This is a genomic window from Arthrobacter sp. alpha11c (assembly GCF_054149985.1).
The window spans coordinates 1467977-1487578 of record NZ_CP196747.1; the positions used below are offsets into that span (position 1 = coordinate 1467977).

The window sequence follows — 19602 nt, forward strand, 5'->3', positions numbered from 1 at the left end:
AGCCGGCTCCTGAAGGATCCGGTTCCCACTCCCACCAAGGCCATCACAATCATTTGCAGCCACATCGGGAGTCCAATAGGCAACTCCGCTATGGCTACATTGTCGTCCGGCCAGAGAGACCGGCGGCAACTTTGCCAGCGCAGGAGCCAGCCGCTGCAGAATGGCGCCGCAGCATGCTTGGAAGTGCAGAGCAGCTGGACGACCTTACAACCGTGAGAGTTGCCATAGAGTGCGTGCCGCGACTTTGGCAGCAACGCGGCGAACAGTAACGGTCTTGACGCCATGCTGGCTGCAATCAGCCAGCATGGCCTCTGCATCCAATTCACGAAGATGGCCCGGCCGGCCTCCTCTTGTGAGGAAGCCTGCCGGGCAGCTTTATGTTTCAGTTTTCGAGTCATGGAAAGACTTGGGAACTTGTGGAATGCTCTCCCGCGAGTGCCGGACTAACCATCCGGCCGGTTGAAGCGTGTGTCGTGGGTCGATCCAGGGTTTAGAGGCGCCCGGCCTCCACAATCTGGCGAAGGAATTCGCGCGTCCGTGGCTGCACGGGGTCGCCGAACACCTGTTCGGGAGGGCCTTGTTCCAAGAGGCGTCCTTGTTCCAAAAAGACGACAAGGTCAGAAACTTCGCGCGCGAAGTGCATTTCATGTGTCGCCAGCATCATGGTCATCCCATCTGCCGCGAGCTCACGAACTATGTTGAGAACCTCAGCGACTAGCTCTGGGTCAAGTGCGGAGGTGATTTCGTCCAGAAGCACAGCTTTGGGCTCCATCGCGAGTGTTCGCATAATCGCTACACGCTGCTGCTGGCCCCCGGAAAGTTGTTCCGGGAAATAGCTCGAGCGGTTTCCGAGGTTGACCCGCTCGAGGAGAGCGTAGGCGCGTTCACGCGCTACATCAGGGCGAAGTCCCAGGAGCTTGATCGGACCAAGGGCAACGTTATCCAATACGCTCATGTGCGGGAAGAGGTTGAAGGACTGGAATACCATTCCTACCGCCCGGCGCAGACTATTGACGTTCACCCCGGGGCCACTGACCACGTCTCCGTCAATGCGGATCTCGCCTGTATCTATCGGCTCCAGAGCATTAATGCAGCGCAGCAAGGTCGATTTGCCCGATCCGGAGGCACCAATCAAGGTGACGACCTGATGGCGCTCGACCTGGAGATCGATGCCTTGCAGCACGGTGTGGGCGCCGTAACTTTTATGCAGGCCGGCCAACTCAATGAACGACATTATTTACCTCCCTTTCGTCCGCGGCGGGTAACGCCTCGCGCCAGCATCCAATCAACGAAGCGGGTTTGCGGGATAGTGATCAGAATGAAGAGTACGGCGACAACTGTTACTGACGAGAGGTTGAAGTTCGCCGATGAATAGAATTTGGCCTGGTTGAACGCATCCATGGTGCCAATAATGTTTACCAGCGAAGTGTCCTTCTGAAGAGAAATGAACAAGCTAAGCAGCGGCGGGATCACGCCCCGCACGGCTTGGGGCAAGATAACAAATCGGAGCGTCTTGCCGAACGAGAAGCCGAGCGAACGGGAAGCGGACCACTGGGACGGATGGATTGCTTCTATGCCCGCCCTATAGGTCTCGGCGGTATAGGCACTGAAAGTCAGAGTCAGCGCGATGATCGCGAACCATTCCGGCGGCAGATCGGACAATACTGGAAGCTGCAGCAGAGGCAAGCCGAAACCTACCAAGTAGATGACGATGATCGCCGGCACTGCGCGCAGGCAATCGATGTAGGCGATGGCAATGGCCCGAACAGGCCGCCAGGCATTTCCGGGGGCAAGGCGAGCTACTGCCAGCAGCAGACCGAAAGTAAGAACGAAGATCTCGGTGATGACCGCAATCCAAATGTTCAGGCCGAAGGCTGCGAAGATGTCACCTACGCTTTCAGCCATGAAGTCCCAGCGCAGGAAAGTCCTCTGGATGATGGCTTCGTTTACGGTGAGCAGCACCGCACCTGTGATGACGATGAGGACCGCAATGCCGAGCCCGAAGGTGAAGGTCGCATCATGCAGGGATGCTGCGCCACTCGCCCGGGCGTCGAGAATCCGTCCTTCACGCACTTCCTTGGAAGCACGGAGAGACCGGCGCAAGGACCGCACCGCGATCCACAACACTGCAGCTGCCGACAATACGCCGACAGTACTCAAAAGCCAGCCGACAACATACGTGGTGGTGCCTTCTTCGGAGCCATTCATCGCGGCGGCACCGAGTGCCGCGACTGAAAGTACGAGGAACAGGGCGAAAACTGCAGCCGCCGCCGAAAGAACGAGACTCCTTGGCGGAGGGCTGAGACGTGGCGCCGCCGCTAGAGGCGAGGCAGCAATCGACGTCACTTGACGACCCAGAACGGGACGGAATTAGGGTCAACTCCGAACGTGGGCTGAAGGTAGTCAGCGGCTAGAGACTTCAGTGTCCCGTCAGAATCCAGGTCGCCGACGGCCTTGTCGACAGCCGCGGTATTCTCCGAGTTGCGCGGAAGCACAACGCCGTAGCCCTGATCGAGAGCTATCTGACCCGTTACGGCGAGAGCACCCCCTGTCTCTTTCACGCTGGTCAGGGCGATTGTTGTGTCGGTAACGACTGCGTCGACCTGTCCGGCACTGAGCGCAGTGAAGATGTCCGCAGCGGATTGGAAGACTGCTGCGGACTTGGTGGGCTTGAGCACTTCTGCCACCCACTGTGCGCCTACGTTGCCCTGGAGGACTGCGATCTTCGAGTCACGGAGGGTGTCGGCCGTGACTTTTGAATCCTTCTTGGTCGCTATGCCAAGGTTTGAGGAAAAATACCTCCGTGAGAAGTCAAAAACTTCCTTGCGCTTATCGGTAATTGTCACTGTTGCCAGTCCAATGTCGTAGCCGGATGCCGTTCCGGAGATGAACTGATCCCATGCAAAGTTTTTCAGTTGAACTGATTTGAGGCCGGCACGGTGGGCGATATCTGCGGCCATGCAGTATTCAAATCCGCTCTTGACCGAATCGGGGCTAGTGCCGTTGGACCATCCAGGGTTTGGCAGAACGACGGCGACCGTCAGGACATCGGGCTTTTGAGTTTTGAGCTTGATGCTGTCCGGCTGGCCACTGACTTTGCAGTCTCCGAAGCCGGAGGCGCTGCTGGACGAGCTCGAGTTTGCGTTGCCACCACATGCGGTCAGGGCGAGAGCCCCGATCGTCACAGCGACGGCGGCAAGGAAGTGCTTCTTCATCTGGATGCTCCCAAGGAGAGTAGTGAGAAAGGACGGCAGCCTAAAGGTGCGACAGAGACCGCAGTGAATAGATAGCCCATCCTTGGCGTAATGGTCCTAGATATGGTCCATTGGCCTGCAAACTATGAAACATGACACAGTTTCAGGTGTCAAGGGCTTCTAAGTGTCGGAGCCGAAGGCCGAGCGCAGCGGCTTGACATCACCTCACAAACCCGCCATTCTTCTAAGGTATTTGGATCACGCCTAATACCTAACTCCCTTAAACCGACGCTAACCGGTCGACACCTCGCTCAAGGGCACATTTCGGCGATATCTGCGACGCAGTTCCCCTGATCGGCATTCCAGTCCGCCTCTCCGGCCTTGGTTGCGGGGTCCCCCGTCCGCACGTGGGTGAGAGTGCTTTTGATCCAGCGGTCGCCCTGATTGGGCTACGTGGGTCGCGGAGCGGCCCACCGCCGTCTTCGTCAGTTCGGACCAACAGGCAGTGTGCTGTTCTGCGCCTCCACAAAGCTGGCCTGCGAGTACTGGAAGACCTCGCGGTTTTCGCTTTTGATGGCTCACCCGAATCCGAATACACCTGGCCCCGGCTTAGTACAGTCGCCGGGCCCGTAAAGGACCTCGGACAAACCGCCCTGGAAGCCCTCCTGGCCGGAAGCGAAACCCAAACCAAGATCTTCCCCAGCGAACTCGTACTGCGTACATCCTGTGGCTGCCACTGACACCAACAAAGCCTTCCCGACGACTTTCTTAGGCATGGAATGGCCCCCGCCCCTGTTGCGAGCAAAGGGCGGGGGCCAGCGTGAGGGCGACGATCAGCGCTTATCAGCGCGAGGACATCGCGTTTAGACTGCGTACGGGTCGGGGATGGCGATGTACTGCGCAGTGGTGTATTCGGCGAGGCCTTCGGCGCCACCTTCCCGGCCGAGTCCGGACTGCTTGACGCCACCGAACGGAGCCGCAGCGTTGGAGATCATGCCGCTGTTGAATCCGACCATGCCGAACTCGATCTGCTCGGCGACCCGTAGCATTCGGGCGTGGTCGCGGCTGAAGAGGTAGGAAGCCAGTCCGTACTCGGAGGAATTTGCCAGGCGGATGGCTTCTTCCTCAGTGCGGAAGGTGGTGACCGGAGCAACGGGGCCAAAAATTTCGCTGGCCAGAATCGTTGCATCGTGCGGGACGTTGGCCAGAACGGTGGGCGGATAGAAGTAGCCCGCGCCGTCGCGCGGTGCGCCGCCGGTTGCCACAGTGGCCCCTTGCTCTACTGCTTCGGTGACCAGGGCGTGGATGTCCTTGCGGGCACCACCATCGATGATGGGCCCGACGGCGGTGCCCGGGTCCGTGCCGCGGCCCAGCGTTAGTGCGCCCATGGCCGCAACGAACTTCGAGGTGAATTCGCCGGCCACTGTCTCGTGGACGAGGAAACGGTTGGCTGCGGTGCAGGCTTCGCCCATGTTGCGCATCTTCGCTGCCATCGCGCCTTGTACAGCCTTGTCCACGTCGGCGTCCTCGAACACGATGAACGGAGCATTGCCGCCCAACTCCATCGAGGTGCGGAGCACGTTGTGCGACGCGTCCGCAAGTAACCGTCGGCCTACCGGCGTCGAACCCGTGAAGGAGACCTTCCGAAGGCGCGAGTCCTTCATCAGGGGCCCCGAGATCGCTGACGCGGATGATGAAGCGACGACGTTCAGCACACCGGCAGGCAGGCCTGCTTCCTGCATCACCTTGGCGAACAACAGCGACGTCAGCGGTGTGAACTTGGCTGGCTTGAGGACCATGGTGCAGCCGGCCGCAATGGCCGGAGCAACCTTTCGAGTGGCCATCGCCAGCGGGAAGTTCCACGGTGTGATCAGCAGGCACGGCCCCACGGGCTTGCGCTGGACCAGTATCTTGTTCTTCCCCTCAGGGGACGTGAGGTACCGGCCGTAATCGCGGACGGTCTCCTCTGAGAACCAGCGCAGGAACTCGGCGCCATAGGTCACTTCGCCGCGTGCCTCAGCCAGAGGCTTACCCATCTCCAGGGTCATCAGCAGCGCAAAGTCTTCGGCCCGTTCGGTGACAAGTTCAAAACCGCGACGCAGGATTTCCGCCCGGACGCGAGGGGCGGTCCGTGCCCAGGACGCTTGAACGGCGTCGGCAGCATCCAGTGCTGCCATCGCATCGGCGCTGGTGGCGTCTGCGATCTCCAGAAGCTTCTTTCCGGTTGCGGGGTCTTCGACGACGAACGTACCGCCACCGCTGGCATCGCGCCACTGGCCATTGATCAGCAATCCAGTGGGAACAGTCGAGAGCAGAAGGCGCTCGAGTTCGGGGGTGACAGTGGCCGTTTCAGACATTGTGGGTTCCTTCCAAGGCAAATGGGTCGAGATCACTGACGACCTCTGGGTGGAGCTCATCAAGGATCGGCAGCAGGTGAGTCTTGAACAGCGGGTAGTTCTCGGCCATCGGGAAGTGCCCGATGTCCTTCATCGCGCCACCCTTGGCCCCCGGAATTTCGGCGATGGCATCTGCGGTGTCGGCTGGAGTGCAGGCGTGATCGTATTCGCCCGTGAGAAGGTACACGGGGCAGGCTTCGGTGTCGATCTCGTGGCCCCTTCCCCTCAGGTCCAGATCCTGAGAGTAGAAGTAGGTGTCACCCCGGTAAATCCCCGGGCCACCTTGACTGTAGATCCACCAAACCTCTCGCCGGGAAACCTCAGGGCTTTGCGGCGCCATGAGGCTCGACGTCCAGGTGGGCACAGATTGCTGGGCATTAACATCCGGCCGCAGGGACCAGTCCTGGAAGCGCCCGTTGACCTTGAGCGCTCCTGACAGGCCAATGACTCCGCCGATTTCGTCAGCGTGCCTGCGAGCCAATTCGAGCACGAGGGACCCAGCCATGGAACAACCAATCACTGTCGGTTGATCCAGGTTCAGGGCGGCGGCAAAGTCGCGGACAATAGCGACGTAAGCATCGGCGGTGAGTAGATATTCTTCTTCCCACCACCCTTCGGGTGGGAGTGACCGGCCGTGCCAGGGAAGGTCGAACGCTACCACTCGGAATCGGCTGGTGATCTCCGGATCATTAAGCAGGTGCCGGAACTGTCGGGAATCCGCTCCCGCCGTGTGCAGGCAAAGCAGGACAGGTCCGGTGCCGGCTTCTTCGAAGTAAATGCGCTGCTCCCGGCCCGACGAGCGCAGGTTCACGTAGCGGCCAACGACATCTTCGAATCGGGCTGCTGAAATCTCAGTGCTGGACATGGAGAGCCTTTCCGAGGTCCACGAGGCGTGAGAGGACCCGCAAGTTGCGGACGAGTTCGACGTCGGAACCGCCTAGCGTTACATCCGGGCTGTTCTTTCCGAGCGCAAGTAGATCATGCAGCAACGGTTTAGGTTGGGGGTCGAAGATCTGTCCCCAGCCAACTGGTGTGGCCGAAATGACAATGTGGTCAAGCGGCAAGTCTTTCCAGGGCGTGGGAATGAGGCTGGAACCGTGGAAGTTCAGGGCAACCCGCCAATGGCCTGGCGAAACGGCGTCAATCCAGAAGTTGCTGTATCTGCCGATGACCTGAAGCTCCCGATCACCGTGCACTGCATTGGCTAGATGGGTGAACCACAATTCCGAAATGGCAGGGGGTGTGCCGGTAGTTGAAGTCATGAAATATCTTTCTGCGTTCGGGGACGGACTCACAGTGCTCGGTTGGGAGGCCCGGACAATAGCCCCGGCCCTGCAACCGCGATAAGACTCAGATGCTTAGTTCGTCCACGCGGACGGCGGAGTTGGCCCTGCTGTCACGAATTGTTTTTGCAGTGACGATGGCGATGAAACCCAGCGCTGCCGAGATGACCATGTACCAAGCGACCGCGTTGCTGGACTGATACTGCTGAATCAGGAGGGTCGCGATGATCGGCACTGGTGCGGAAGTGACGATGCCACCGAGCTGATATGCGAGGGACGTCCCTGTGTAACGCACTTCCGTGGGGAAGAGTTCTGCCGTGAAACCTGAGATCACACCATACGAGACCCCATGAAGGATGGGAAGCGCGATCACGAGGGCCAAAAGGATCCCCCAAAAGGTTCCCGTGCTGAAGAGAGCGAAGACCGGAAAGGCACCCAATCCCACCAGGACGCAGCCGGTCAGCAGGACCTTCTTCTGGCTGTACTTATCCGCGAAGGTGGCGAAGAAGGGCAACGTGAATACCTGAAGTGAGGCGGCGATCATCAGCGCAACGAAGATCGTGCCTGACGGGATGCCGAGCTGTTTGGGGCCATAGCTGACCAGGAACACGGTTGCGATGTAGAACGTAAAGTTCGGAGCGAACCCGCAGAGAATACCGTGCATGAGTGAGCGCTTGTGGTGCTTGAAGACCTCGAACGCCGGTACCTTGGGGACTTCGTTCTTTTCCTGGATTTCCAGGAACTCAGGAGACTCGGTGACTTTGAGCCGGATCCATAGGCCAATGATGACCAGCAAGATGGAGGCAACAAAGGGAATCCGCCAACCCCAGGACAGAAGCTGGTCCTGAGGCATGAGGGCAATAAGAGCAAAGGTGCCGCTGGAGAGAACCGTGCCGGCCGGGACGCCGGCCTGGGGGAAGCTGGCAAAGAATGCACGCTTGTTGGCTGGGGCGTGCTCCAAAGACATCAGTACGGCGCCTCCCCATTCACCGCCGACAGCGAAGCCCTGAAGGAAGCGGCAGACGACGAGCAGGATCGGAGCCCAGATACCGATGGTCGCGTAGTTGGGTAGCAAGCCAACGACCAACGTGCCAAGTCCCATCGCCAGCACCGACCAAACGAGCATCTTCTTCCGGCCGATCTTGTCACCAAAATGTCCAAAGAAGGCGCCACCGAAAGGGCGGGCGATGAAAGCGACCGCAAAGGTGGCAAATGAGGCAAGCGTGCCTGTGAACGGGTCCAAGGTTGGGAAAAACTGGCTGTTCAGCACCAAGACTGTGGCGGCACCAAAGATGTAGTAGTCATACCACTCAATAGTGGTGCCGATGAAGCTGGCCATGGCGACCTTGGCCGGTGAAGGCGGCGACGCCAGTGTCGCGGATGATGCGCGCATTACGCTCAACCTTTCGAAGCAGAGTTGGAGAACCAGCTAGAGCTGGAGGTCATAAGACCGTATTACGGTCTTATGAGCTTAGAGGCCCTGTGTGACCCACGTCAACCGCGACGAAACAAAAAAGGCCCCGCTTCCGCCATCGGACGGAACGGGGCCAGAAAGGTGCCGGAATCAATTCGCCCGAAGTTTACGCATCTCCCCCAAGGCGGCTTCGGCAGCATTGCGAACATGCTCTTCGCACGCCGAACGGGCTTCATCAGGATCGCGATTGACGGCCGCCGCAGCCGTGATCCGGGTTATCTCAGCGATGGTGCGGGCGTCGCGGCCGGGTGACGCCAAGGAAAGCGTTCGGAGCATCTGCGTCCGCGCATTGACGCTTCGCAACATTCGTGCGATCTCAGCATTTCCCGTGCCGTCCAGAAGAACGTCGTAGTAGCGATCCTTCGCGGCTAGACGCTTTTCGGGGTCTCCTGAAGCCACTGCGGCTTTGACTTCGCCCAATCGGGAGACCAGCTCCGCGCACTGCGAATCGCTTGCCCGCTCCGCGAAGAGACTGCCAGCGAGGGATTCGAGGGCGCGGCGGACTTCGTACAGACTTTCCGCGTCATGGATGCTGAGCGTGGCAACTTCGGGACCCCGATTCGGAACCATTGTCACGAGGCCCTCAGACTCGAGCTGCCTTAGAGCTTCGCGTATCACGGTCCGACTCACGGAGTATTTCTCGCACATTACCGTTTCAACGAGTCGGTCGCCCGGAGCAAATTCCTGGGCAACAATGGCGCGGCGTAGCGCGTTAACCACTTCCGTACGGAGTGGCGCTGCTGTCCTGCGGATAGCGTCAATAGTCATGGCATTCCTTCTAAAGGGTTTCATCATCATACGCGATAACGCCGATAGTGGGACTGGACACACTCGCAAGTATTACTGTAATACTGGATTAGCGCGAAGTGCAGCTCATGAGAAATATGCCGCCGGCGACGGCGGGGACTGGAGTAGAACGATGAAGTTCAGAGGAGCGGTTCTGGAAACCATCGGGGCGCCCACGCCCTGGGAGGAAACAACCCCCATCAACGTTGCTGAATTGACCCTTGATGCCCCGGGCCGCGGTGAAGTACTCATTCGAATGGAAGCCGCGGGAGTGTGCCACTCAGACCTCTCGCGCGTCAGTGGTGTACGCGTCTGCGCAGTACCGATGGTCCTGGGTCACGAAGGCTCGGGCATCATAGAAGAGCTTGGGGAAGACTGCGACGATCTGAAGGTCGGGCAGCGGGTCACGATGACTTTCATGCCGCGCTGTGGTGAATGCGCTGCATGCACCTCCAGCGGTTGGGCACTCTGCCTTGAGGGCACCAAGGCCAACGCGGAAGGAACGCTGCTTCATGGCGACCGGCGTCTCCGCATTAACGGCAAGCCCCTTGACCACCACGGCGGGGTATCGGCGTTTGCCGAGTATGCCGTCGTGGACAAGCACTCGGTGGTCCCACTGCCCGAAGGAGTACCAGCCGACGTCGGGGCCCTCCTTGGATGTGCCGTCCTCACAGGTGGAGGCGCAGTCATCAATGCAGCGAAAGTTCGGGCAGGTGAGTCCGTCGCCATCGTCGGTATGGGTGGCGTGGGCCTGGCCGCGGCACTTGTGGCCATAGCCGCTGGTGCCGGTGAAGTTGTTGCCATCGACATGCTCCCCTCGAAACTGGAAACATCCCTGGAAATCGGTGCAACTGCTGCATATACACCAGCCGACGCAGCAGCCGCCGGCCTGAGGTTCGACGCCGTTATCGAGTGCGTGGGAAACCCTGCCGCGCTTTCCGGAGCCATCGACCTGACCAAGCCGGGAGGTCGAACTGTGACCGTCGGACTTCCACGCCCGGATGCGCGTCTCGAAATCTCGCCCCTCAGCTTGGTAGTTGAGGCCCGGCAGCTGATCGGTTCATACATGGGCTCGGGCATTCCGTCCGAAGACATTGCCCGGTACGCGCAGATGTACCTCGATGGGGTTCTACCTGTAGAAAAGCTCATCTCCGGCACCATCGCTCTGGATGACATCAACCATGCCATGGATGCCCTGCGCGAAGGCAACGTCATCCGCCAGATCATCGACCTTAAAGGAAGCGGCTCGTGAACTTCACCGACCAAACAGTCATCGTCACGGGCGCCGGAAGCGGTATTGGCAGGGCAGCCGCCCTCCGATTCGCGGAGCTTGGCGCGAACGTGGTCATCGCCGACAAGAACGGAACGGCAGCGCGGGAAGTTGCCGATGAGGCGGGCGCCAAGGCCCTGGCCGTAACCGTTGACGTTAGCGACTCAGCAAGCGTCCGCTCAATGATCAAGACTGTCGTCAATAACTTCGGGGCTATCGATGTCCTCTGTAACAATGCAGGGTTCGGCTTCCCCGGGAACGTCCTGGAAATCGACGAGGACAACTGGGACCGCCTCATGTCCGTTAACCTCAAGGGCGTTTATCTCTGCTCCAAGTACGCCATCCCGGAACTTGCGAAAACAGGTGATGGACGGATCGTGAACACTTCCTCCTACACAGCGAGCGTCGGCATCCGCGATCGCGCCGCATATGTGGCCTCGAAGGGTGGCGTATCAGCGCTGACGCGGGCCATGGCGCTTGACCATGTGGATCAAGGTATTCGCGTCAATGCTGTGGCTCCGGGAACAATCAACTCGCCCTACTTCGACAAAATGATCACCGAGTCAGCGAACCCGCAAAAGCTCGTTGACGAGCTCAACGGCCGTTCGCCAATGCATCGTATGGGGCGGCCGGAAGAGGTCGCGGAAGCCATCGTATGGCTTGCCGCCAAGGAGTCCAGTTTCGCTACGGGGTCTGTGCTCACCATTGATGGAGGAACATCCACATGGTAATCGCCGACACTCACGCCTCCTTGTTTGTAGGACTCGGCAACATGGGCCGGCCGATGGCCATCAACTACTCCCCCGGCCGGGAACTGTTCGTCTACGATACGAATCCTGCAGCCGCCGCTGAGGTAGCTGCAGCGACGAACGGCACGGCGCTGCCGGACCTGGAGAACATCCCGTCCCACATAGGTACCGTCATCCTGATGCTTCCCAACAGCAGGATCATTGAGTCCGTCCTACGCACGAGCCCGGGGCTCCTGAAGCATCTGGCAGCTGGAGCTTTGATCATCGATATGAGCTCCTCGGAGCCCGAAAGCACCGCAGCCCTTGCCGCTGAAGCCGCTGCGCTTGGCATCGACTACGTTGATGCACCGGTGTCCGGTGGTGTCGCAAAGGCCCTGAGCGGAAAGCTGGCCATCATGGTTGGAGGGGAAAGCACCGCCGTCGAACGGGCCAAACGACACTTGCGTAACCTGGGCGAGTCCATCACTCACGTCGGGCCTCCAGGAACCGGACACGCGGCAAAAGCACTGAACAACCTGCTGTCGGCCACCAATCTCGCCGCCGCGGCGGAGATCCTCACGGTGGCCGCGACAGCTGGGATTGCCCCGGAAAAGATGCTTGAAGTCATCAATGGTTCCACGGGCCGCAGCCAGGCTTCGGAGTTCAAGTACCCGCGCCATATCCTGACCGGCACCTTCGATTCCGGTTTTGCGATGGACCTGATGCTTAAGGACCTCAGGATTGCCCGGAACCTGATTTCCCAGCAGTCCGCTGAAGCGCCGATCGTGCTCACCGCGCAGGAAACCGCCGAGAAAGCGCGGGAGCTCCTGGACAGTGACCAGCCGGACCACACCGAATTTGCCCGATATTACGAAAAACTCAACGGCACACCGCTGCGCGCCAGCTGATCGCCGCACCATCCGAAAGGACACCAGTATGACCATTGACCTCAACGACCAGACCGCCGAGGCCCAAACCTACATCGATGACATGGCGCGCAAACGTGGGTACGTCCTCGATTACCACAAGGTAATGGCCAAGCACGATTTTCCCGTACTTCAGGCGGCGAACCATGTCGTTTCCGCCGCCTACTTGGATGAGCGCACCCTTGACCGTAAGACAAAGGAACTCATCTTCATTGTGAGCCTCACGGTCATGCGCGCTTCCAAGGGCCACATCCAGTCCCACATCCGCGTAGCGCTCGACCTTGGCCTCACGCCGACCGAAATCCTCGAAGCGATCGAGATTTCGCTCCCCGAAGCCGGCGTCGTAGCATTCCAAGCTGGTTTCGAGGCTTGGCGCGAAGTGGTCGGCGCTGACGGAATCGAACCCTCCGTGGCCGTTCACGAGGGCGGCAATGGCGCCGGCTAAGAACGACGGCGGCTACCGGGTTGTCGCCGTTCGCGTCGGGACCCGGGCCACAGAACGCAGCGACATCTACCTTAACTACCGCTTGTACGGGGAAGACGACGGCCCGACCACGGTGGACTACTACTTCTGGGTCCTTCAAGGGTCGGAAGGAACCGTTGTCGTGGACACCGGCTTTGGCGAAGATGCCGGCCGCCGACGTGGCCGCACTCTGCTGTTGCACCCTGCCGAGGCACTTAACCTGCTGGGCATCGCCCCGGCCGGTGTTGATGACGTCATCGTGACCCACGGTCACTATGACCACATTGGCAACCTGGATCTGTTCCCGAACGCGCGGATACATATGGCGGAAGCAGAATACAAGTTCTGGACGTCCGCCACAGCTGGGCACATCCAGTTCTCCTTCTATTCAGAAGACGTCGAGATTGATCAGCTCCGCCTGGCAGAAGCCCAGGGGCGCCTGAAACTATTCTCGGGCGAAACATCACCGGCGCCGGGACTCAGGCTCGTGGAAGTCGGCGGCCACACGCCGGGGCAGGCAGTTGTCTACGTCCCCACCTCGGAGGGCGAAGTGCTGCTGGCCTCAGATGCTGTCCATTTCTACGAGGAGCTTGAGCGGGACATGCCTTTTACGGCAATCAGTGACCTGCCAGCCATGTACGAGGCCTTTGCCTTCATCCGGGAAGAAGTGCGGCAGCGCGGACTTACCGTCGTCGCGGGCCATGATCCAGACGTGCTCACGCGTTTCCGCGCCTGCCAAGAGCTCCCCGCCGGGGCCGGCGTGGCCATCGGCGCATCCCACCAAGACCAATAGGAGACATCATGACCAGCACTTTCAATGTCGTTGCCAGATACAGAACCAAGCCTGGAACCACGGATGAGGTTCTTGGGCATCTGGGAAGAATGGCAGCCCAAACCCGCGACGAACCCGGCAACATCTCCTACGAATTCTTCCGTGGAGTTGAGGATGACCGGAAGATTGTCATCCTTGAGAGCTATCACACTGCCGAGGACTTCGATCTGCATCGGCAGACGCAACACTTCCTCACCATCGGGGCTGTACATATCATCCCCGAGCTGGAAGCGCGGACCGTTTCCACCTATGTCACTGCCAATAGCCCCGCAGAAGCTCCTTAGGAAGGCACGCGGATGGAAACAGCCTCCACCACCGAAGCCCGGACCAGTCAGAACTGGTCCGGGCTTCGGCCTACCCAGAACGTCCTGGTAAGTGAATCTGTTGGCGAGCCGTATCGGGCAACAGTAGACGCGATCACCGAAGACTGCACTGTCATCTGGGTATTCTCCGACACTACCCACCAGCGCAGGGCTTTCGACTACCGCGAAGGCGTCATCGTCTCCCCGGCCTAGTCATTAACCCGCCGCAGAACGCACCCCCGGAGGACCGTGAAACACTCACCACCCGCCACGTCAACAATGCGTGCACTGGCCGTCAGCCCTGAGGCGCCCGGCCGAATCGCCATCCAGGACGTCCCCATGCCTTCAGTACAGCCTGAAGAAGTCCTGGTTGAGGTTCATGCCATTTCCCTAAACCGAGGCGAGATGCGTGCACTTCGCGCTGCGGCCGCAGGCATCATCCCAGGCTGGGACTTCGCTGGTGTCCTCATGGAGGACGCCAGCGACGAACTGACGGCTGGTTCGAGGGTTCTCGGAATAGTGGAACATGGCGCTTGGGCAGAGATGGTCGCCGTGCAGCGAGACTCGATTGCAGCCATTCCTGATGAGCTGACGTTCGCTCAGGCCGCTGCCCTGCCGACGGCCGCACTCACCGCCTTACGCACATTGCGGCTGGGCGAGACGGGCCTCGGCGATCATGTCCTGATCACCGGCGCCTCCGGCGGTGTTGGCCAGTTCGCTGTTCAACTCGCCGCGCGAGCAGGAGCCATGGTTACGGCTCTGGTCTCGAAGGGCACCGACGCTGAGGCGATCAGGGCCATGGGCGCCAAACAGGTCGTATCCAACATCGAGCAAGTCCACGATCTTTTCGACGTGATCATTGAGTCGGTGGGCGGCCACGTGCTTGGCCGCACACTTTCCATGCTGGATCCACGGGGCCGCCTGGTTGCCTTTGGTAATTCGTCCGACGAGCCAAGTACGTTCAATGTCCGTGATGTTTACAACGGGGCCTTGGTCAGGATCCTGGGTTTCGAACTGTTCTTCGATCCTCTTCCCTTCGGACGGGACCTGGCGAAGCTCCTGGAACTCATGGTGCAAGGTGCACTCGACCCGCACGTTGCCGCAGTCCTGCCATGGGATGAAATGGCCGTCGCGCTGGACCGTTTAGAGAATCGCGCTGTTGGTGGGAAACTGATCCTCACGATGAGAGGCTGACGCGAGCCATCGATGCGTAAGTCCGCCAAACGACTAAGAAAAGTAAGCCGCCCCAGCCCGGGGCGGCTTACTTTTCTTATGCGGGAGTAGGCGTCGATCCTAGGCGTCGTCCGCCGTCGTTGAGAGCACGCGGCCGAGTCCTTCGTATGCCGCAGGGCGCTTGGCCTTCAGCCAGAATGCGATGAGGAGGCTGAAGACAAACCAGCCGATGCAGAACCACGGGATGAGACTGACCCAGATGATATCGCCCCCGAGGGAGCTGAGATTCGACCACAGCAGGTAGAGAGCGCCACCCAAACCGAGTGCTCCGATTCCGGGGGCCAGCATGGTCCGCCACCAGTGCGCGTGCATGCGGTGCGCTGGCAGCCGGTGGTACCGGATGGTCGCAATGGAACACAGAATCTGATTGAGCATGACCCAGAAAGTACATGCAATGGCGAACCAACCAAAGACCTCGGAGTAGGCGGCCGTGTTGAAGTCGTTGCCAGCGAATTCCTGGGCCGAAGGAGCCGCAAAGTAGAAAGCCGTGAAAAGTGCCAGAATGAGTGCCGCTCCAAAGAACGTCGCAACGGCAGCGTGGTGGGGGCTTCCATAGCGCGCGTGTGTGTGGCCCAGCTTGCCCGGGAACAGAACACCCTCACGTGCAATCGCGTAGATATAGCGTGAAACAGTTTGGTGGAATGCCAGCACAGACGCGAAACAACCGGTAATCACAAGCCAGTTGATGCAGTCGGCTGCCCAGGCGCCAACATACGTTTGTGCGAGAGAGATGTAGGACTGGCCCAACAGGCCGGTTGTTTCATCGACTACTTTGCCGGTTCCGAAACCCGTGATTGTTGCCCAAGCCGTGACGAAGAGAATCAGGCCGATGCCAATGACTGCAAGGTAGGTTGCCAGCGGCACAAGTTTCTTGGGGTTCTTGGATTCTTCAGCGTAGTTGGGTACCACTTCGAATCCGAGCCAGGACCAGAAGGCGAAGAAGATCCCGATGCCTGGGGCGATTCCTCCGAAGGCGTTGATGGGGTTGACCGGTTCAAGGCTTACGCCCTCCGGTCCACCGTTGATGAAGATGGCACCATTGACGATGGCAAGAATGATAATTTCCCCGATGAACAGGACGCCGAGAACCTTAGCAGAGAGTTCGACTCCGAAGTACGATGCCACAGCGGCCAGGACCAGTGCGATACCTGCGATGACAAGCCAAGACACGTCCATCCCGAAGGACTGCTTCAGTGCGGCAGAGCCGAAGTAACCGATCGCCCCCAACACTGCCACCTGGACGCACAGGTACCCCAGCATCAGGGATAGCCCTGATGCCAGCCCGAGCGGTTTACTCAGACCGTTGCTGATAAAGCTGTAAAAGCCGCCGGTCGCACTGAGACGCCGTGTCATTGCTACATAGCCGACGGCGAAGCAAAGGAGTACGCCCATTGCGACGATGAATCCGGCTGGAGCTCCAACCCCGTTGCCGAATGCGACCGCAAGCGGAATGTTGCCCAAGCAGCCCACCAAGGGCGCTGCACTGGAGAAAGCCAGCAGAAGAATGCCTACCAGCCCAAGGGAACCGGACTTGAGGCGATGGACTTCTGTCTGTTCAGATGACGCGGAAAGGGCACTGGAAGTTGCCATGGGGGGTCCTTCTTCAAATTTTGGCGCACTGTTGGGGAGCACGACAAAGAACATTGGGAGGATGCGGAACCGTCGTTGTCATGAGACGGAGTTGGACCGCATCGTTCTGCCACCTCCTGTGGAGGGTTTACCGCACATAGGGGTGGCAGATCAGTCGTAGTCAGGCAGGACATCGCTGCGTCCAGCGAGAGTCCGAAAGAATGAAACACATTCATCTTTCATATTTGAAGTATGAGGCATGGCTCACACTTCATGCAATAGGCAATTTCCGGCAGCGACGCATGATCCGTAATGAACGCCTTAGACTGGGCTGAGGTTAAAGGTGAAACATCTACGTATTTGGGCAGGCCGAAGGGGGCGCCAGATGAGTCAGGCAGCACAGCACGAGGTAGACGGACTTCTGCCAAGCCCTGACGGGGTCGATCCCTTGGCGACGTCGGGACCACCGCACTCCCTGTCCGAGCTGCTGACCGAAGCATCCGCCACGGTCGGCGCTCATAGGACGGCCGTACAGAAGCGGAGCCGGTCGAAGATGGAGACAGTGCTGAATGCCGCAATCGATCTTCTCGTCGAAGGCGGGCCTGAGGCCGTCACTACTACTACCGTAGCGGCGCGGGCAGGTGTATCTGTGGGCTGGCTCTACAACTTCTTCGATGGCCGGGAGGCCTTGCTTGAGGAAATCCTTGTATCTTGCCTGCAGGACCTGGATAACCGTCTGGACAAGGTTGATTTCGACCTGGGCGGACCTGACTGGAAACAGAAGGCCGAAGCCGGCGTAGAGGCCCATATCGAATTCTTCAACGAGACGCCGGCCTTCCGTGCTATCTGGTTCTCCACAGAGTTCACCGGCCGCATGATCCGGGCCAACCGTATGCACGACGACGAATTGGCAGCCTTTTTGGCCCGAACCATTACCAACGTCAAGCCCGAAGCGCCTCAGGTTCCGCTGGGCGTTGTGACCCAGATTTTTGTCGGCATGCTGGACAAGGGATTTGACCTTGCGTACCGAGAGTCGCCTGATCGAGGCAACGAGGCGCTGCTGCAGGAAATGAAACGCTCCAGCATCGAATATCTGTCCACATATCTGCCGTAGGATCCCGCGCCCGCGGCCGGCCGAGACAGCTGTCAACGCGTCGGCCCGGACGCGAACGCCCGGGCCGATCCAGAAAGCCGTATTAATTTCAGTTGGGTCCCGGGGCGCGAAAGCCGCCCCAGGAATTCGTCAGTACTCGAGGAATCCCTAGGTGGGACGTGGAGCCGTCAGCTCCCGGTCCCCCAAATGAAATGCCACCATCCAGAGCGCAGCCCTGATCGCGGTCCGACCAAGCGGACGGATCGTCATCCGCAGGCGATAGACCTCGGAGCGTCCACTTTTCAGCGTATTCCTCAACCTGGCTGGCAATGGCCCTCGTGGAAGTGTCGAGCCGAAGCTGGTCCGCAGCCAGCGCCATCAATTGCACGGCCCGGGATGCGATTCCCGGATCGTCGAGTCCTATCCGGGCAGCGGCTTCCCAGTCCGGGGAGCCGGCGCAGATGCCTCTGGCTTGGTCTGAGACAGCGGGATTGGAGATGAGCGCGGAAACGACGGCGGCGGGGACAGCCCACCAGCAGCCGGGCTGGGCATCGATGTATCTGATTTCGAAATACCCTTTGGGCCGAACGTGCGGGAAAAGTGTACTCAAGTGCTGCTGCAAATCTTCAAGGTTTGCTGGCGGCCGGTCCGGTACCACCGCTCTCCCTAGACGGAGCCAATCACGGAACGTCAGACCGGCGGGGGCATGCCACTCCCCCGCTACACGTCGAATCATCATCAGGGGGGCGTCCAGGGCCCACCGAGCGTAGGACACCCCGGGATCCTGGGCCGCGCTGAAATGCGGTACGCCAGTCCTGGCCGGGTCCAGAGCGAGCCACGCTGCGAGCCGTGTGCCCTTCCAACCGCTTCGCCGGCCACCGATCCAGCCGGAATTCGCGAACGTCGCTGCCACCACTGGCCCCATTGAATACAGGAGGTTCCAGCGATGACGGATTTCGACATCGTCCGCGCCCGCTTCGACGTTGACCTGCACTGACGCGGTGGAACACATCATGGTGGTGCCCGCCGGCGCCCACGGTTCAAAATACTGCTCCATGGCAGCGTAGCGGGGGGCTTGAGTGATCCGCCTGGGTTCGAGATGGGGTGATACTCCGGCACCCACCAGGATTGCGTCCAGATCGGCGGCCTGCGCCCGCAACAATTTGAGGCTGCCATGCACTGACAAAATGAGCTCCTGCAAAGAGGCTTCGGGGTGCGAGCTGAGCTCAAGCTGACCACCGGGTTCGAGCGTAAGGCTTCCGCGAACGTCCAGATGACGCAGTTCTGAGAACAAACGCCGGTAGTTGTCGTCTGCAAACGGACGCTGCAGGGACGGGTCTCCGATTCGCCCCATGAGCAACTCAAGTTCAAGTCCGATGCGCCCGGCAGGACCGGTCGAGAAGCAGGAGCGCTGAATCCACTCCTCGGCAGCAGCGACTGTGAGGGGTCCTTCCTGCCGATCAGCGATGCTGTTGGCGCCGAGGGAAATCGCGATGGACGTCATATTCCTTGGTTCCTTTCGAGAAAAGAAGAGGGGGCTGGATGGCCCGCCTCCAAGAAGCGATCCACCCAACCCCGATGCTGCGCGCCCTTCCGCGCGCAGGCCCGAATCAGGCCGGGATGTCGCCGTCGTAACGTTCCGCACCCGGGAGGGCCTCAACCCATGGCTGCGCGGACCGGCACCAGACTTCCACTGTCGGCTTGAGCCATGACGTGTCGTTGAGTGTTCCCGCCTTGACGAAGGCCAATCCAGGCATCGCGTCAATGCGCCCAACAATTGGCGAACCGCATTCCCCACAGAACGAACGGTTAGTGTTGGTCTCGTGCTCAGAGCCGACGGTAATGAACGTCTTCACCGCCTCGCCCGTGATTTTCAGCTTTTCGTCGTCAACTCCGATGACCAGCGAGTACGCGCCACCTGTCTGACGCTGGCAATCGGTGCAATGACACAAGGCCGTGAACTTCGGCTCGCTGTCAATCGTGTAGGTGACTTCACCACAAAGGCACTGTCCGTCGAGTTTCATGTCTGCTCCTTGAGCTTCATTGGTAAGGG

At 59.8% G+C, this 19602-nt stretch carries 21 protein-coding genes; 10 read left to right on the top strand and 11 right to left on the bottom strand.

Annotated features, from left to right (window positions below):
* Positions 1–490: 490 nt before the first annotated feature.
* From ACTAQJ_RS06660 to ACTAQJ_RS06670, 3 genes are read right to left on the bottom strand one after another with little or no spacing between them, the layout of a single operon-like run.
* Complete coding sequence (locus ACTAQJ_RS06660) at positions 491–1234, bottom strand: amino acid ABC transporter ATP-binding protein (RefSeq protein WP_442017951.1); 744 nt, start codon at positions 1232–1234, stop codon at positions 491–493.
* Positions 1234–2346 carry an amino acid ABC transporter permease gene (locus ACTAQJ_RS06665; RefSeq protein ID WP_498701496.1) on the bottom strand — a complete coding sequence of 371 codons (1113 nt, stop codon included), beginning with the start codon at positions 2344–2346 and terminating at the stop codon, positions 1234–1236. Before ACTAQJ_RS06665 ends, ACTAQJ_RS06660 begins: the two co-directional genes overlap by 1 nt.
* Complete coding sequence (locus ACTAQJ_RS06670; protein WP_498701497.1) at positions 2343–3215, bottom strand: ABC transporter substrate-binding protein; 873 nt, start codon at positions 3213–3215, stop codon at positions 2343–2345. Before ACTAQJ_RS06670 ends, ACTAQJ_RS06665 begins: the two co-directional genes overlap by 4 nt.
* Before the next feature lie 386 nt (positions 3216–3601).
* On the opposite strand from ACTAQJ_RS06670, the gene ACTAQJ_RS06675 reads away from it, so the two are divergent.
* The gene (locus tag ACTAQJ_RS06675) at positions 3602–3934 is read left to right on the top strand and encodes a substrate-binding domain-containing protein (RefSeq protein WP_498701498.1); all 333 of its coding nucleotides are present in this window, start codon (positions 3602–3604) and stop codon (positions 3932–3934) included.
* A 123-nt stretch (positions 3935–4057) separates the two neighbouring features.
* Here ACTAQJ_RS06675 and ACTAQJ_RS06680 read toward each other — a convergent pair whose 3' ends face one another.
* The 5 genes from ACTAQJ_RS06680 to ACTAQJ_RS06700 form a co-directional block, all read right to left on the bottom strand.
* Positions 4058–5551 (bottom strand): NAD-dependent succinate-semialdehyde dehydrogenase, encoded by a 1494-nt coding sequence (locus tag ACTAQJ_RS06680; protein WP_498701499.1) that lies wholly within the window; start codon positions 5549–5551, stop codon positions 4058–4060.
* Positions 5544–6455 (bottom strand): alpha/beta fold hydrolase, encoded by a 912-nt coding sequence (locus ACTAQJ_RS06685; RefSeq protein WP_498701500.1) that lies wholly within the window; start codon positions 6453–6455, stop codon positions 5544–5546. The genes ACTAQJ_RS06680 and ACTAQJ_RS06685 overlap by 8 nt, the downstream gene beginning before the upstream one ends.
* Positions 6442–6852 carry a hypothetical protein gene (locus tag ACTAQJ_RS06690; RefSeq protein ID WP_477522695.1) on the bottom strand — a complete coding sequence of 137 codons (411 nt, stop codon included), beginning with the start codon at positions 6850–6852 and terminating at the stop codon, positions 6442–6444. The genes ACTAQJ_RS06685 and ACTAQJ_RS06690 overlap by 14 nt, the downstream gene beginning before the upstream one ends.
* An 88-nt stretch (positions 6853–6940) precedes the next feature.
* A complete protein-coding gene (locus tag ACTAQJ_RS06695) occupies positions 6941–8266 on the bottom strand; it encodes an MFS transporter (protein ID WP_498701501.1) in 1326 nt (441 codons plus the stop codon).
* Positions 8267–8437: 171 nt separating this feature from the next.
* On the bottom strand, positions 8438–9115 hold the full coding sequence (locus ACTAQJ_RS06700; protein ID WP_442017943.1) for a GntR family transcriptional regulator: 678 nt from the start codon (positions 9113–9115) through the stop codon (positions 8438–8440).
* Positions 9116–9266: 151 nt separating this feature from the next.
* On the opposite strand from ACTAQJ_RS06700, the gene ACTAQJ_RS06705 reads away from it, so the two are divergent.
* From ACTAQJ_RS06705 to ACTAQJ_RS06740, 8 genes are read left to right on the top strand one after another with little or no spacing between them, the layout of a single operon-like run.
* Entirely contained in the window at positions 9267–10385 is a 1119-nt protein-coding gene (locus ACTAQJ_RS06705) for an alcohol dehydrogenase catalytic domain-containing protein (protein ID WP_498701502.1), read from the top strand.
* Positions 10382–11134, top strand: a complete 753-nt coding sequence (locus ACTAQJ_RS06710) for an SDR family oxidoreductase (RefSeq protein ID WP_498701503.1) — start codon at positions 10382–10384, stop codon at positions 11132–11134. The genes ACTAQJ_RS06705 and ACTAQJ_RS06710 overlap by 4 nt, the downstream gene beginning before the upstream one ends.
* Positions 11128–12039, top strand: a complete 912-nt coding sequence (locus ACTAQJ_RS06715) for an NAD(P)-dependent oxidoreductase (protein ID WP_442017940.1) — start codon at positions 11128–11130, stop codon at positions 12037–12039. Before ACTAQJ_RS06710 ends, ACTAQJ_RS06715 begins: the two co-directional genes overlap by 7 nt.
* 28 nt (positions 12040–12067) lie before the next feature.
* The gene (locus tag ACTAQJ_RS06720; protein WP_442017939.1) at positions 12068–12502 is read left to right on the top strand and encodes a carboxymuconolactone decarboxylase family protein; all 435 of its coding nucleotides are present in this window, start codon (positions 12068–12070) and stop codon (positions 12500–12502) included.
* Positions 12489–13313 carry an N-acyl homoserine lactonase family protein gene (locus ACTAQJ_RS06725; RefSeq protein ID WP_442017938.1) on the top strand — a complete coding sequence of 275 codons (825 nt, stop codon included), beginning with the start codon at positions 12489–12491 and terminating at the stop codon, positions 13311–13313. Before ACTAQJ_RS06720 ends, ACTAQJ_RS06725 begins: the two co-directional genes overlap by 14 nt.
* Positions 13314–13321: 8 nt before the next feature.
* A complete protein-coding gene (locus ACTAQJ_RS06730; RefSeq protein ID WP_431114755.1) occupies positions 13322–13636 on the top strand; it encodes a putative quinol monooxygenase in 315 nt (104 codons plus the stop codon).
* Positions 13637–13648: 12 nt separating this feature from the next.
* A complete protein-coding gene (locus ACTAQJ_RS06735; protein ID WP_442017937.1) occupies positions 13649–13867 on the top strand; it encodes a hypothetical protein in 219 nt (72 codons plus the stop codon).
* A 36-nt stretch (positions 13868–13903) separates the two neighbouring features.
* Positions 13904–14848, top strand: a complete 945-nt coding sequence (locus tag ACTAQJ_RS06740; RefSeq protein ID WP_498701504.1) for a zinc-binding dehydrogenase — start codon at positions 13904–13906, stop codon at positions 14846–14848.
* A gap of 99 nt (positions 14849–14947) precedes the next feature.
* Here ACTAQJ_RS06740 and ACTAQJ_RS06745 read toward each other — a convergent pair whose 3' ends face one another.
* Entirely contained in the window at positions 14948–16477 is a 1530-nt protein-coding gene (locus ACTAQJ_RS06745) for an APC family permease (protein ID WP_498701505.1), read from the bottom strand.
* A gap of 364 nt (positions 16478–16841) precedes the next feature.
* Here ACTAQJ_RS06745 and ACTAQJ_RS06750 point away from each other — a divergent pair, with 364 nt between their 5' ends.
* Positions 16842–17570, top strand: coding sequence for a TetR/AcrR family transcriptional regulator (locus ACTAQJ_RS06750; RefSeq protein WP_442017934.1), 729 nt, complete (start codon positions 16842–16844; stop codon positions 17568–17570).
* An 88-nt stretch (positions 17571–17658) separates the two neighbouring features.
* Here ACTAQJ_RS06750 and ACTAQJ_RS06755 read toward each other — a convergent pair whose 3' ends face one another.
* Entirely contained in the window at positions 17659–19053 is a 1395-nt protein-coding gene (locus tag ACTAQJ_RS06755) for a glutamate-cysteine ligase family protein (RefSeq protein ID WP_498701506.1), read from the bottom strand.
* A 106-nt stretch (positions 19054–19159) separates the two neighbouring features.
* Positions 19160–19573: a GFA family protein gene (locus tag ACTAQJ_RS06760; protein ID WP_498701507.1), complete on the bottom strand. Its 414-nt coding sequence runs from the start codon at positions 19571–19573 to the stop codon at positions 19160–19162.
* Between the last annotated feature and the right edge of the window lie 29 nt (positions 19574–19602).